Genomic DNA, 13,416 nt, shown 5'->3' on the forward strand with positions numbered 1-13,416 from the left:
GCCTGACGTTCGGATACGGCCGTCACCACTCGTAAGGCGTCCTAGGATCCTGGGTGAATGGAGAGCCCGGGTCGGGTCAGGGGCGGGCTGGTGCCGAAGCAGGCTGCCGGCGAGGACCCGGTAGCCGGTCCAGCACCGCGAGCGCCGCCCGGATCGATCGGCGCGCCAGCATCTCGTCGAAGCTGGCCCGGCCCTGACAGAACTGGACGAACATCCGCCACCCCGGCGGAGTCGCCAACAGGGCGTGGAACGCCTCCGGGCGGCGGGTGAAAAGCTCGAGCAGGCGGTACCCCGCCCGCATCGACGGCACCAGGCGCTCGGCCACCGCCCGCTCGTACCCGGTCAACTCGCCGTCGGCGACCGCCGCTCCGGCCAGCTCGCCGGAGCGCAGCGCGAAGCTGATGCCCTCCCGGCTCCACGGCTCCAGCAGACCGGCCGCGTCCCCCACGACCAGCACCCGACCGCGCCGCAACGGCGAGTCGTCGGTACGACAGCGGGTCAGGTGACCTGAGTCGTGCTCCGCCGGCAGCCCACTCAGCCCCAACCGGTCGACGAACCGCCGCAGGTAGTCCCGCGTCCCCTCCCCCGCACCCCGGCCCGCGATCACGCCGACCGTCAGCCGGTCGCCCTTGGGAAAGACCCACGCGTACGAGCCCGGCATCGCGCCCCAGTCCAGCAGCAGCCGTCCCCGCCACCGCTCCTGCTCCGCGGGCGGCACCGGCACCTCCAGCTCCAAACCCAGGTCCACCTGCCGGTAGCGGACCCCCACGTGCCGGGCGGTCACCCCCGAGGAGCCGTCCGCGCCGATCACCGCGCGGGCCGCGAGCGACGTACCGTCGGCCAGCCGCAGGCGTACCACCTCCGGGTCCTGTTCGATGGCGCGGACCACTACCCGCTCCCGCACCTGCGCGCCGGCGGCGACCGCCGCCGCGCGCAGCCGGTCGTCGAACTCCTCGCGGCGCACCATGATCACCACCGGACTGTCGTGCCGGCGGGTGAACTCACGGCGGCCGTCGCGGGTGAACGTCACCCGGGTCACCCGGTCGTGCGCGGGCACCTCGATCCGGTCCCGCACGGCGGCCAATGACGTGCCGATCAGACCACCGCCGCAGGTCTTGTAACGCGGGTGCTCGGCCCGCTCGACAACCAGGGTGCGGACGCCGGCGCGGGCGGCGGCATGTGCCGCGGAGAGCCCGGCGGGGCCGGCGCCGACGACGACGAGATCCCAGACGATCACGGGTGCAGCCTAGGGCACCACCCCTCCGCCGGCCCGGCCGCCACGCATCCCGAGGCGCCGCCCCGACCGCCCGATCGGGTGGGCATCTTCGGTCACCCAGGGGGTAACCGGCGCAGCGCAACCGCCTGCGCAGAGGCGGACGAGCCAAGGAGGATGTCATGCAGCAGGTGCAACTGTCTGAGGTCGAGCAACGGGTGTACCAGGCGGTCACCGCACTCGAATCGCGCGGCCAGGTGCCGTACCCAGACATGATCGCCGAAGAGTCCGGGCTGGCCCAGGAGCAGTTGAACGCACCCCTGCACCTGCTCACCGAGAAGGGCCTGCTGCACCGCGAGGATTCACCGATGGCGGGCCTCGATTTCGGTCCACGGTTCTGCGCCCGCCAGATGGCGTGACCCACGGTACGGCCCTCGACGGTTCGCCCCCCGGTGACCGGGGTAGCGGTCAGGAGCAATGATCGACGGTCAACGGGGGGCACGATGACAGCGGCGCGCTCGCCGCAGCCGGTCGACGCGGCGGAGAACCGGCGACGCTGGCAGGCCGTCGGCGTCGGGTTGGTCGCCGCGTTCATGACGCTGCTCGACGTGAGCATCGTCAACGTCGCCGTGCCGTCCATCGACCGTGCGCTGCACGCCTCCCCGAGCGACCTGCAGTGGGTCCTCTCGGGGTACGCGCTCACCTTCGGCCTGGTGCTGGTACCGGCCGGCCGCTTCGGTGATGCCCGTGGCCGGCGTAACGCGTTCGTCTTCGGCATCGCGCTGTTCACCGTGACCAGCGCGCTCGCCGGTCTGGCCACCTCCCCGGCGTGGCTGGTCGTCGCCCGCCTGCTTCAGGGCGCCGCAGCCGGCGTGGTCAACCCCCAGGTGATCGGGATGATCCAGCAACTGTTCCGGGGGCCGGAACGGGCCCGCCCGTTCGGAGTGCTCGGCGCCACCATCGGTATCTCCACCGCCGTCGGCCCGCTGCTCGGGGGTCTGCTCATCGCGATCGGCGGCGAGGAGCACGGGTGGCGGTGGGTCTTCTTCGTCAACGTGCCGGTCGGCATCGTCGCGGCGATCCTCGGCTGGCGCCTGCTGCCGGGCCGACCCGAGGGCCAGCCGGACCGGCGGCGACTCGACCCGGTCGGCGTACTGCTGCTCGGCGTGGGCGTCGTGCTGGTCCTGCTGCCGCTGGTGCAGGAGCAGCAGTGGCGGACCCCGTGGAAGTGGGCGCTCATCCCGGCCGGCCTGGCGGTGCTGGTCGCCTTCGGGTTATGGGAGCGCTGGTACGCGCGGCACCGGGAGCCGTTGTTCGACCTGCGGTTGTTCAGCTTCCAGTCGTACACCCTGGGTTCGCTCATCGCTCTGGTCTACTTCGGTGGCTTCACCGCGATCTTCTTCATCTTCACCCTATTTCTGCAGAACGGCCTCGGCTACAGCGCACTCGTCGCCGGCCTCGCCATCACGCCGTTCGCCCTCGGTTCGGCCGCGGCGTCCGCGTTGGGCGGACGCATCGTGAACCGCTTCGGCCGGCCGCTGGTCGCCATCGGCCTGCTCGGCGTGGTGATCGGGCTGGCCGGAACGGTGGTCGCGCTGCGCCTCGCGCCGGACGCCCCGGCGCCCTGGGTGACCGCCGGTCCGCTGCTCGTCGCCGGCATCGGCAGCGGCCTGGTGATCGCACCCAACCAGACCCTCACCCTCGCCCAGGTGCCGGTACCCCAGGCGGGCAGCGGCGCCGGCATGCTCCAGACCGGTCAACGGATCGGGGCCGCGGCCGGCATCGCCGCCGTCGGCTCGCTGTTCTTCTCCTCGCTCGCCGACAACCACGGCAACTGGACCACCGCCTTCGAACACTCACTCATGCTGGCCACCGGGATCATCGCGCTCGCGCTGATCGCCGCGCTGATCGACATCCTGCGCACGCGCAACCACACCAAGTACTGACGACCCGAGGGGTACGCCACCAGAGACACCGCGACGTGGATATGCCTCTGGCCGGCACCCCAGGTTCGGGGTGCCGACCAGCGGTCGGTGTCATGCGGTGGGTCAGCTGTTCCAGTGCTGGGCGACCAGGTCGGTGGCCTGCTGCTCCCACTGGGCGTAGGCATCGGGGTAGGCCGAGACCTGCACGGTCTGCGCGGCGTCGGTCAGCGCCATGTCCTGCCACCCGTCAACCTGCTTGAGACCCTTGAGGAACGCGGTCGTGGAGTACTGCGGGTCGGTGATCTGCTCCGGCGTACCCCAACCCGAGCTGGGGCGCTGCTGGAACAGGCCCAGCGAGTCGTGGTCGTTCTTGTCGCCGAGGTGACCCAGGTTCTCCAGCTTCGACTCCTGCAGGCTGGTGGCGATCGAGATGACCGCGGCCCGCTTGGGCAGATCGGCCTTCTTCGTCGCGGCGATGATCGCCTTGACGTTCGCAATCTGCTCGTCGTTGAGGTCGATGTGCGACTGCGCGCCCTGCGCCTTGACCGTCTGCACCGCGACAGCAACAGGCTTGCCGTCGACGGGGGCGGCGTGGGCGGCGATCGGGCCGGCGAAGACACCACCGGCGAACGCGAGACCCGCAACGGACAGCATGCTCTTACGAATGATCGTGTTCATGGGGGTGAGCTCCTTCAGGGGGTAGACACCCACCACCAGGGGGAACGGCGGTGTGGGTGCAAGCACCTCGTCCGGCGCTTTCAACACAGGGGAAAGTCTTGGGGGTTGGCGGCCGGCAAGCCGGGGGGCTTGTGGCGCCGGGTCCAGCGGCCTACGGGCGGGGGCCTCGTGGCGCCGGGACCGTGTGCAACGACCGCCGGGCCGGGCCCATTCCGGGGCTGGCCCATCCGTCGACACCCGGTAGATCAGGTGCTGGTGCGGTCGTTCAGGGAGTCTGCAACGACCGGGCACCCGCGGGCATTCCAACCCGGGCCTGGCTGCCATCCCAACCCTCAGGGGCGGGGTGGCGGGCCGGTGGTGCTGCGATCGTCAGGGTGTGTAACGACCCCCGGCCGGCCACGATTCCAGCCCACGAGTGCAGCCGGTCACAGGCCAGACACCCCGATACCGGACATCCGGCACGAGACCGGCGAGCGTTTCCAGCAGGCCGTCGCCCGAGGGCTCGGCTCGATCCGGGAGGGGCTATCCAATCGGCTGCCCAGCGCCAGATGGGCCCGGTTCGGGGTTGATCGACTCGATATCGCCGATATTGGGGGCATCCGGTGGCGCCGCGGACACCGCAACATCGGCGAGGCCGAGTCGATCAACGCTGGGCGAAGGCGATCCGGGGCGAGGTGGTCAACCAGCGGTATACCTCAGAGGCATATGTATGACTCACAGGTATACCGCTCACAACACCAACCGCCCCGGTTGCCTGGCCGCATCCACCGCAAAGGGCCGGGCCCCGGGGCCCGCCAGCCGGATGCCTCAGGCGCCGGGATCACGGCGAACGACGAACCCGACGCACGGGACCTACCGCGCTCGGGCAGGAATCGGGACGGATCACGATTGCCGCCGCATCGGGGCTTGCCGGACCCCAGCGCAGGGGGTCGGAACGGACCATGATCGCCACCGGATGGGACTCACCGGACCGGTCGCGGGAATCGGTACGAATGAGGATCGCCGCCTGATGGGCTTGCTGGACACGGCGGACGGGCCATGACGGACGGCGACCACCGACGGGGTGGGGCCCGCCGTGCCCGGCGCAGGGATCAAGCCTGACCGCCCGGAGCCGGGCACGGCGGGCCCCACCCCGCACGACCCGGCACACCAAAGCAACCCCGGCCCACGACGGCAGATCAGGCCCCGGACCCGGCACACCACAAGGACCAAGAACCACGGCACGCCTGGTCAGACTGCGCAGAAACGCACGCCCCGGAGCCGCACCGGCGTTCACGGCACAGACAGGCTGGCGCCCGTCGGACAACTCCGACGGGCGCCAGCCTTAGGTACTACCGGGCCGCTGCCCGGGTTGGTGGTGCGGATCAGTGCGCGGCCCCACCGAGGCGCTGGCGACGACGCCACGCGAGCGTCAGCAGCAGCATGACCGCGCCAGCGCCGACCAGGCCGCCGCCGAGCTTCATGGGCGTGCTGAGGCTGCTACCCGTGACGGGCGGCGGCTGCTTCTTGTGCAGCACCCGAAGCTCCGCGGTGGCGGTCCGATCGGACTCCCGGCCGGTGGCGGTGAAGGTCAGCAGACCCGTCACCGACGGCCGGTAGCTCTTGGTGAAGTAGCCCTTGCCGTTGGTTCGGGCCGCGAAGCTCAGCGGCGCGCTCGCCTGGTACGGGATCTCGTACCGTTATGGTGTTTCTCGTCCTTTACGAGAGGTTCCCTCGCGGGTCGACGCGCTCGGTGGCCCGGCCGGCCGCCTCGTGCAGCAGCCGCTCGATCCGGTCCACCCCGGCCGGCAACGACATCTCCCGCAGGTACGTCTCCCGGCCCCGGCGGCCCATCTCCGCCCGGGCGGGCGGGGGGATGGTGGCGGCCAACCAGAACCGGTCGGCCAGCGCGGCCCAGTCCTCCGGCGGGCAGGACAACCCGGCCCGGGCGCGTTCCACGAGCTCGGCGGTGTCCCCGCCGGCCGACGCCACCACCGGCGCGGCGCAGGAGAGCGCGGCCTGCAGCTTGCCGGGCACCATGCCCCGCAGCTCCGGCAGGTCCCGCAGCATGACGAGCTGGTAGTCGGCAGCGGCGTACAGCTCGGGCATGTCCACCGGGGAACGTCGCTCCACGAAGCGGACGTTCTCGGCGCCCAGGTCGGAGGCGAGCCCCCGCACCCGCCGCTCGTCGGCGCCCGAGCCGACCAGGACCAGGTCCATCGTCCGGTCCAGCGCCGCGGCGGCCCGTACCGCGGTCTCCAGCCCCTGTCGGGCGCCGATGGTGCCGGCGTGCATCACCACGCACCGACCGTCGCGGCCGACCAGCTGGCGCGCCGCCGCGCCGGGCGTCGCCGGGTGGAAGATCCTCTCGTCGGTCCAGTTCAGCACCAGCCGGACCCGGGCCGGGTCGGCGCCGGCGGCGACCACCAGGTCCCGCATCGACGGCGCGGCCACGGCGACCCGCGCGGCGGCCCGGTAGACGCGCGCCATCGCGGCGCCCATCCGTGCCGACCAGCGCCCGTCGCCCGCCTCGTCGGCGCCGTCGCGCGCCCATACGTCCTGCACGTGCAGCACCGCCGGCACCCGCCCGAGCAGCCGGAGGACTCCGGCGGCGGCGAATGTGGTGGCCGGCAGTTGAAAGACGTAGAGCGCGTCCACGTCGCCGAGGAACCGGCGCGCGACCAGCGTCGCACTGCCGGCGAAGGAGAGATAGCTGGCCATCCTGCCGCCGGTGGACGCGGCACCGCCGGAGTAGCGCGGCACCCGCCGCACGGACAGCCGTTCGCTGTGCGTCTCGTGGTGCCAGCGCTGGCGCCAGCCCGGGTAGACGTGTCCGCCGGGGTAGTCCGGAAACCCGGTGAGCACCCGCACCTCATGCCCGCGTGCGGCCAACTCCTCGGCGAGGCTGCCGGGGATGAACGCCGGCTCTGGCGGAAAGTGGTACGACAAGATGCCGATCTTCACCGGGCCACCGCCGTCCGCCATGGATCCGCCCCGGTCGGCGCGGCACCGCGACCGGCGGGTGTCCGGTCCGCGTACGATGCCGACAACCCCTCCCCGCGCGGCCACCGGCGTCGACGCACCGCGCCAGCGGTGCGGCCGCCCGCGTCCGCACCGATGAAAGGGGCACCGATGGTCGACCGCGTGCTGTTCGTCTGCCACGCCAACCTGTGCCGGTCGCCGATGGCCGAGTACCTGGCCCGCCGGCTGCTGGCCGACCGGCCGGTCACCGTGGCCAGCGCCGGCACCGACGCGATGGACGGACTGGCCATGCACCCGTACGCCATGGAGATCGCGGCCGAGGGCGGCGCGGACCCGGCGGCGTTCCGCAGCCGGGGGCTGCGCCCCGAGTATCTGGCGGACGCGACGCTGGTGCTGACCGCGACCCGGCGCCAGCGGTCGGTCTGCACCGCGCTGGCGCCAGCCGCGCTGCACCGGACGTTCACCCTGCGCCAGTTCGGCCGGTTGGCCGCGGCGGCGGAGCCGCAGGCCGAGCCGGCCGACGACTCGCTGCGGGCCGCGATCGCCGCCGCCGCCCACGCCCGGGGGCGGCTGCAACCCGCCGCCCCGGACGCGGACGACCTACGGGACCCGATCGGCGGCACCGCCGCCGACTTCCGACGCTGCGCTGAGGAGATCGAACGATCGCTACGACCCCTCGCCGCGCTCATCGGGGCAGCCGGGTGAGTTCCTGGGTGCGGTCGCTGACGCCGTTGACCCCGGTGCCCTCGCTGTGCCGGGCGGACGTTGCCCGGTCGGTCGGCGCCGACGGCGTTGCCGTGGAGGCGACCACCCGGTAGGCCTCGTACTGGTACACCTCGGCCTTGGCCACCTTGGCCATGTTCAGCACGCAGCCGAGCAACCGGACCGAGACCGAGTGCAGCGAGCGGGCCGCCGCGGCCACCTGGGTCCGGGAGGTCCGGCCCTGCTGGGTCACCAAGAGTGCGCCGTCGGCCTGCACGGCCACCACCACACCGTCGGTCACCGCGAGCAGCGGCGCGGTGTCGATGATCACGATGTCGGCCGACTCGCGCAGCGCCAGCAGCAGGTCCGCCATCGCCTTGGAACCGAGCAGCTCGCTCGGGTTCGGCGGGGCGGAGCCGCTGGGCAGCACGAGCAGGGACTTGTCCCCCCAGCGCTGCACCACGTCGCCGACCTGGACGTCACCGACCAGCACGTCGGTGAGGCCGACGCCGGCGTCCAGGCCGAGGTACTCGTCGACCTTGGGGCGACGCAGGTCCGCGTCGACCAACAGCACCCGCCAGCCCGCCTCGGCCAACGCGATGGCCAGGTTGCAGGAGAGCGTGGTCTTGCCCTCGCCCTGCAGGGCGCTGGTCACCGCGATGACCCGGGCCGGCTCGTGCACGTCCACGAAGCGCAGGTTGGTGCGCAGCTTGCGGACCGCCTCGGCCCGCGCCGACGTCGCGGCGTCGCCGACGATCAGCGGGGCGGAGCGGGCGCCGCTCTCGAACGGGATCTCGCCGAGCAGCGGGCTGCCGGTGGCACGTTGCAGACCGGCGGCGTCGCGCAGCCGGATGTCGGCCACGCCGCGCAGGATCGCCAGGCCGACGCCGAGCACCAGACCTATCAGTCCGCCGAGGGTCATGTTCCGTACCGGTTGAGGCGAGACGGGACTGGCGCTGACCCGTGGGCCGCTCACCACCTCGATCTTGATCGGCGCCTTGCCCTCGGGTGGCGTCTCGACCTTCTGCACGAGCTCGACGAACTTCGCGGCCAGGGTCTCGGTCACCCGCAACGCGCGGGTCTGGTCGGTGTCGGTGATCGACGCGCGCAGCAGGACGGTGCCGGTCTCGGTGGAGGTGCTCACCCGACGCTGCACCTCGTCCGCGGTGAGCCCGACCGGGTTCTCGGCCACCACGCTCTGCGCCAGCCGGTCGCTGCTGAGCAGGTCGGCGTACGACTTGACACGCTGCTGGAGGAAGAGTCCACCCTGATAGGCGTCGCTGACGCCCTGGTTGGAGGTGGTGACGAAGAACGTCACCGAGGCGACGTACCGGGGCTGGGCCCGTACGGTCAGGAACGCCGAGACGCCCAGGGCCACCATGACCGTGACCAACGGGATCCACCAGTGCCGACGCACGTGGCGCAATTGGCGGAGCAGGTCCATCAGGCGCGCCTCCGTGCCGGTCCGGTTACGCCAAAGAACTTCACGAAAACCCCCAAGGTCGTCTTAAACTCGTGAAACCATTAAAGCCGCTCATACGGCTTATGTCCGGAGTTATGTGTTTTCAGCGGCCACAAGTGCGTCCGCATGACCAACCCGAGAAACGTCCTTTCGGCAGCGGCGACATCGGGGAAAAGTCGGCAACCGATCGGCGGCATCCGGATCGCCCCTGCGATCGCCGGCACGGACGAGCCCGGATAGGGTCGACAGCGGTGTGCCGGGAAGCCTGGTCGGCGAGTGGATTCGTGCCGTCCTGACATCCCGAGGTGAGCGCCGCAGATGACCGACCCCACCCCGCCCTCCGACCGGTTCCGGCCGGCACGGCTGTTCTCGCGATCCTCCTGGCCCGAGGCCCGGCACCTGGCCGACGTGCTGCGCACCGAGACCGTCGGCGGCGCCCTGCTGCTGCTCGGTGCGGTGATCGCGTTGCTCTGGGCGAACTCCCCCTGGGCCGACGCGTACGCGCGGCTGGGCGACTGGGTGCCCTGGTCCGGCGGCGCGCGCTGGCACCTCGACCTGGACCTGGCCACCTGGGCCGCGGACGGCCTGCTGGCGATCTTCTTCTTCGTGGTGGGCCTGGAGCTCAAGCGGGAGTTCGTCGCCGGTGAACTGCGCGACCCGCGCCGCGCCGCGCTGCCGGTGGTGGCCGCACTCGGCGGAATGCTGCTGCCCGCGCTGATCTACGTGGCGGTCGTCCTGACGGCGGGCGGGGAAGGGCTGCGCGGATGGGCGATCCCGACCGCCACCGACATCGCCTTCGCGCTGGCCGTGCTCGCGGTGGTCAGCTCACACCTGCCCCAGGGCCTACGCGCCTTTCTGCTCACCCTCGCCGTGGTGGACGACCTCTTCGCGATCACCATCATCGCGATCTTCTACACCGCCGATTTCCATCCCGTCCCGTTGCTCGCCGCGCTGGCTCCGATCGGGCTATTCGCCCTGCTGGTGCAGCGCGGGCGTACCTGGTGGTGGGCGCTGATTCCGCTCGCGGTCGCCGCCTGGGCCCTGGTGCACGCCTCCGGTGTGCACGCCACGGTGGCCGGTGTCCTGCTCGGCTTCACCGTGCCGGTGCTGGCCGCCCGCAGGCGCGCGGGCGACGCCCCGACCGGCGACCGACCGGGCGCCGACGGGGAGGACGCCGGCGGGCTCGCCGCGCACCTTGAGCACCGCTGGCGGCCGGTGTCGGCCGGCTTCGCGGTACCGGTCTTCGCGCTGTTCGCCGCCGGCGTCACGCTGCGCGGCACCGACCTGGGCGCCCTGGTGACCGACCCGGTGGTGATCGCCATCGTCGCCGGGCTGGTGCTCGGCAAGAGCATCGGAATCTTCGGATCGACCTACCTGCTGGCCCGGTTCACCCGCGCCGAGCTGGACGAGGACATCACCTGGCCCGACCTGCTCGGGATCGCGCTGCTGGCCGGCGTCGGGTTCACCGTGTCGCTGCTCATCGGCGACCTGGCGTTCGACACCGGCAGCACGGCCGACGACCGGGTCAAGGCGGCCGTGCTGACCGGGTCGGTGATCTCCGCCGGGTTGGCCGCCACCGTGCTGGTCCGTCGCAACGGCGTGTACCGCCGGGTGGCGGAGCGGGAGCAGCTGGATGCCGACGGCGACGGCGTGCCCGACGTCTATCAGCGCAACGGCGACAGCTGACCGGCCCGCCGTCCCGGCTGCCGAGCGCAACACTCCCCGGCGGTCGTCGGCCGACCGGGCCCGGCGCGCCGTCCGGTCAGCGGCCGCGTTCGGCGGGGCGGCGCTCCTCGGTCTCCTCGGACAGCGCCTCGGCCGCCGGTTCGGTGAGGTCGTCACCGGGCACCGCCACCTCCTCGGCCAGGTCCTGTTCGTCGGGCTTCCCGCCGGGCTGCGGCTCGGGAGCGGTCGCGTCGCCGGCGAAGCCGTACTCGTTCGGTTCGTCGTGCCTGCTCATGTGGTTGTCCTCCCGGGTGCGCCGGTTTCGCCTCGTACCGCCAACGGTAGGTGGTGATCGTCCCCGGCGCAGGGCGGCCGGGATTGTCGACGCGACCACCCCGGCGCGGCGCCCAGCGCCGCCCAGAGCAGCTGGCGCAGCGCGATGACCGCAGCCGCGCCGGCCAGGCCGTTCCAGCCCGGATCGCCGACGAGCCGGAGCAGACCGGCCGCGATCAGCAGGTCCAACACCACCCGGATGGCGGTCCGGCCGGCCCCGGTGCTGAGCACGATGACCACACCGGTGACCAGAGCCAGCGCGGTCACCGCGGTCACCAGTCCGTCGATCACGTCCGGCGCTCCCCCTCGGCCACCTGCCGCTGCTCCTGGCGGATCTCCCGGCCCAGGAAGTAGTTCAGCGCCGTCCGGATCGTGGCGATGGCGGCCAGCTGGCCGATCTGGGTGAACGACGGGGACACCGCGGTGCGCAACACGTCGGCCGCCAGCTGGAACTCCAGGCCGAGGGTGAGAAACCGGCCCAGGGAGAGCCGGATCGGGGTGAACACAGCGGCGGTGCGGCGTCGCAGCCCCTCGACCACGAACCGCACCGCCGCCCAGATCGCGCCGACGAAGATCACCAGAGCGCCCGCGACCTCCACCACGGCGACCAGCACCGCGTCGCCCTGGCGCAGTAGCTCCGCCGCCTCCACCCCGCGCCGTTACCCGCCACCGGGGCAGATAGTCGGCAATCAGGTCAGCTGGCTCACCGCCTCCAGGATCAGCCAGAGGCCGCAGATGGCGAAGAGCACCGCGGCGCCGTACTTGATGGCCTTCTCCGGCAGGCGGCGACCGAGCATCCGGCCGACCAGGATGGCCAGCGCGTCCGCGGCCACCATGCCGATCGTCGAGCCGAGCCAGGTGCCGAACCAGCCGTACTTGGTGGCCAGCGTGATGGTGGCGAGCATCGTCTTGTCGCCCAGTTCGGCCAGGAAGAACGCCACCGAGACCGCGATGATCGCGGACTTGCTGGTCTTCTCGGCCTTGCGCTTCTCCTCGTCGGTCAGGCTGTCCCCGCGCAGGGTCCACGCGCCGAAGGCGAGGAACGCCAGGCCCGCCACCAGGGTGATCCATTCGGTGGGCAGCACGGCGCCGAGACCCGAGCCGATGGCGACCGACGCCAGGTGCACCACCGCCGTGGCGACGGTGATGCCGATCAGCACCGGCACCGGCCGGAACCGCGTGGCAAAGGTCAGCGCCATCAACTGGGACTTGTCCCCCAGCTCGGCGACGAAGATGACGCCGAAGCTGACGACCAGCGCGGCGAAGAATCCTTCCATGACACCCTTCCCGATCATGCCGGGAGGAGGTACAGGGGCGCCCTCGACCCGGCTGCAACAGCCTGAGTCGAAGGTCTCGCCCGCCCCGGAGACCGGGGCCGCGTGGCCGGATGCGGAACGCACCAGTATGTCGACCACGACATTGGGGGCTACTCCCCTTCGCGCGACCAGCCTAGCCGATCACCAGCGGGCCGCCTGGAGCGGGTGAACAGGATCACCGCGCCCGGGCCAGGGTGACCCCGAACAGCCCCTCCGGATCGGTCCAGAACTCCGCCGCGACAAAGCCGGCCGCCGCCAGCTCGGCGGCGACCCCCGCCGGGCGGAACTTCGCCGAGACCTCCGTGCGCAGCTCCTCCCCCGCGGCGAACTCCACGGTCAGGTCCAGCACCCGGACCCGCATCGGCCGGGTCGCCCGCAGCCGCATCTCGACCCACTCACGGTCCGGATCCCAGCGGGCGACGTGCTCGAACGCCTCCGGATCGAAGTCGGCGCCCAGTTCCCGGTTGATCACGCGCAGCACGTTCCGGTTGAACTGGGCCGTCACCCCGGCCGCGTCGTCGTACGCGGGCACGGTCACCGAGGGATCCTTCACCAGGTCGGTGCCGAGCAGCAGCCAGTCGCCAACCTCCAGCGCGGCGCGCATCGCGGCCAGGAACTCGGCCCGCTCGACCGGCAGGAGGTTGCCGATGGTGCCGCCGAGGAACACCACCAACCGCCGGCCGCCGGTGGGCAGCCGGTCCAACTGCCGGGTGAAGTCCCCGACGATGCCGCGGACCCGCAAACCCGGATAGTCGGCGGCGATCTCGGCGGTGGACCTGCGCAGCGCGCTGACCGACACGTCGAGGGGGACGAAGGTGCCCAGCCCGCCCCGACGGGTGAAGGCGTCCAGCAGCAGCCGGGTCTTCTCCGACGAGCCGGAGCCCAGCTCGATCAGGGTCTTGGCCCCGGTCAACGCCGCGATGTCGGGGGCCCGCTCGGCCAGCACGGCCCGCTCGGCCCGGGTCGGGTAGTACTCGGGCAGGCGGGTGATCTCCTCGAACAGCTCGCTGCCCCGGGCGTCGTAGAACCACTTCGGCGGTAGCCACTTCTGCTCGGCGCTCAGCCCGGCCCGGACGTCCTGGCGCAGCCCACGCTCCAGGTCCTGCTCCTCGAGGTAGATCTCCAGCGGTTCCGCCGTCATCACATCGCCTCTCTGCTCAG

Annotated in this window: 14 protein-coding genes; 4 read left to right on the forward strand and 10 right to left on the reverse strand. The window is 72.0% G+C overall.

Annotated features, from left to right (window positions below):
* Window positions 1–76 precede the first annotated feature (76 nt).
* Window positions 77–1,237, reverse strand: coding sequence for a geranylgeranyl reductase family protein (locus tag BUS84_RS08405; protein ID WP_074310258.1), 1,161 nt, complete (start codon window positions 1,235–1,237; stop codon window positions 77–79).
* Between the two features lie 158 nt (window positions 1,238–1,395).
* On the opposite strand from BUS84_RS08405, the gene BUS84_RS08410 reads away from it, so the two are divergent.
* Together BUS84_RS08410 and BUS84_RS08415 are read left to right on the forward strand one after the other, a co-directional pair.
* On the forward strand, window positions 1,396–1,632 hold the full coding sequence (locus BUS84_RS08410; protein WP_074310260.1) for a hypothetical protein: 237 nt from the start codon (window positions 1,396–1,398) through the stop codon (window positions 1,630–1,632).
* A gap of 84 nt (window positions 1,633–1,716) precedes the next feature.
* The gene (locus BUS84_RS08415) at window positions 1,717–3,159 is read left to right on the forward strand and encodes an MFS transporter (RefSeq protein ID WP_074310262.1); all 1,443 of its coding nucleotides are present in this window, start codon (window positions 1,717–1,719) and stop codon (window positions 3,157–3,159) included.
* Between the two features lie 102 nt (window positions 3,160–3,261).
* On the opposite strand, the gene BUS84_RS08420 is transcribed toward BUS84_RS08415, so the two are convergent.
* The 3 genes from BUS84_RS08420 to BUS84_RS08430 all read right to left on the reverse strand — a co-directional run bounded on the left by BUS84_RS08420 (window position 3,262) and on the right by BUS84_RS08430 (window position 6,759).
* Complete coding sequence (locus BUS84_RS08420; RefSeq protein WP_074312324.1) at window positions 3,262–3,816, reverse strand: hypothetical protein; 555 nt, start codon at window positions 3,814–3,816, stop codon at window positions 3,262–3,264.
* Window positions 3,817–5,180: 1,364 nt separating this feature from the next.
* The gene (locus BUS84_RS08425; RefSeq protein WP_074310263.1) at window positions 5,181–5,402 is read right to left on the reverse strand and encodes a hypothetical protein; all 222 of its coding nucleotides are present in this window, start codon (window positions 5,400–5,402) and stop codon (window positions 5,181–5,183) included.
* 112 nt (window positions 5,403–5,514) lie between these two features.
* On the reverse strand, window positions 5,515–6,759 hold the full coding sequence (locus BUS84_RS08430; protein ID WP_074312326.1) for a glycosyltransferase family 4 protein: 1,245 nt from the start codon (window positions 6,757–6,759) through the stop codon (window positions 5,515–5,517).
* A gap of 168 nt (window positions 6,760–6,927) precedes the next feature.
* Here BUS84_RS08430 and BUS84_RS08435 point away from each other — a divergent pair, with 168 nt between their 5' ends.
* Window positions 6,928–7,482, forward strand: a complete 555-nt coding sequence (locus tag BUS84_RS08435; protein ID WP_074310265.1) for an arsenate reductase/protein-tyrosine-phosphatase family protein — start codon at window positions 6,928–6,930, stop codon at window positions 7,480–7,482.
* Here the strand turns inward: BUS84_RS08435 and BUS84_RS08440 are convergent.
* Entirely contained in the window at window positions 7,463–8,923 is a 1,461-nt protein-coding gene (locus tag BUS84_RS08440; protein ID WP_074310267.1) for a tyrosine-protein kinase domain-containing protein, read from the reverse strand. The two genes, BUS84_RS08435 and BUS84_RS08440, sit on opposite strands and share 20 nt — an antisense overlap.
* Window positions 8,924–9,259: 336 nt before the next feature.
* Here BUS84_RS08440 and nhaA point away from each other — a divergent pair, with 336 nt between their 5' ends.
* Window positions 9,260–10,627, forward strand: coding sequence for a Na+/H+ antiporter NhaA (gene nhaA / locus BUS84_RS08445; protein WP_074310269.1), 1,368 nt, complete (start codon window positions 9,260–9,262; stop codon window positions 10,625–10,627).
* A 76-nt stretch (window positions 10,628–10,703) separates the two neighbouring features.
* Here nhaA and BUS84_RS08450 read toward each other — a convergent pair whose 3' ends face one another.
* The 5 genes from BUS84_RS08450 to egtD form a co-directional block, all read right to left on the reverse strand.
* Entirely contained in the window at window positions 10,704–10,901 is a 198-nt protein-coding gene (locus BUS84_RS08450) for a hypothetical protein (RefSeq protein ID WP_074310271.1), read from the reverse strand.
* Window positions 10,898–11,230: a hypothetical protein gene (locus BUS84_RS08455; protein ID WP_074310273.1), complete on the reverse strand. Its 333-nt coding sequence runs from the start codon at window positions 11,228–11,230 to the stop codon at window positions 10,898–10,900. Before BUS84_RS08455 ends, BUS84_RS08450 begins: the two co-directional genes overlap by 4 nt.
* A complete protein-coding gene (locus BUS84_RS08460; RefSeq protein ID WP_074310275.1) occupies window positions 11,227–11,589 on the reverse strand; it encodes a DUF1622 domain-containing protein in 363 nt (120 codons plus the stop codon). The genes BUS84_RS08455 and BUS84_RS08460 overlap by 4 nt, the downstream gene beginning before the upstream one ends.
* A 39-nt stretch (window positions 11,590–11,628) precedes the next feature.
* Entirely contained in the window at window positions 11,629–12,216 is a 588-nt protein-coding gene (locus BUS84_RS08465) for a TMEM165/GDT1 family protein (protein WP_074312328.1), read from the reverse strand.
* 214 nt (window positions 12,217–12,430) lie between these two features.
* The gene (gene egtD / locus BUS84_RS08470) at window positions 12,431–13,396 is read right to left on the reverse strand and encodes an L-histidine N(alpha)-methyltransferase (RefSeq protein WP_074310277.1); all 966 of its coding nucleotides are present in this window, start codon (window positions 13,394–13,396) and stop codon (window positions 12,431–12,433) included.
* Window positions 13,397–13,416: the final 20 nt, after the last annotated feature.

This window comes from Micromonospora cremea (genome assembly GCF_900143515.1).
GTDB classification, from domain to species: Bacteria; Actinomycetota; Actinomycetes; order Mycobacteriales; family Micromonosporaceae; genus Micromonospora; species Micromonospora cremea.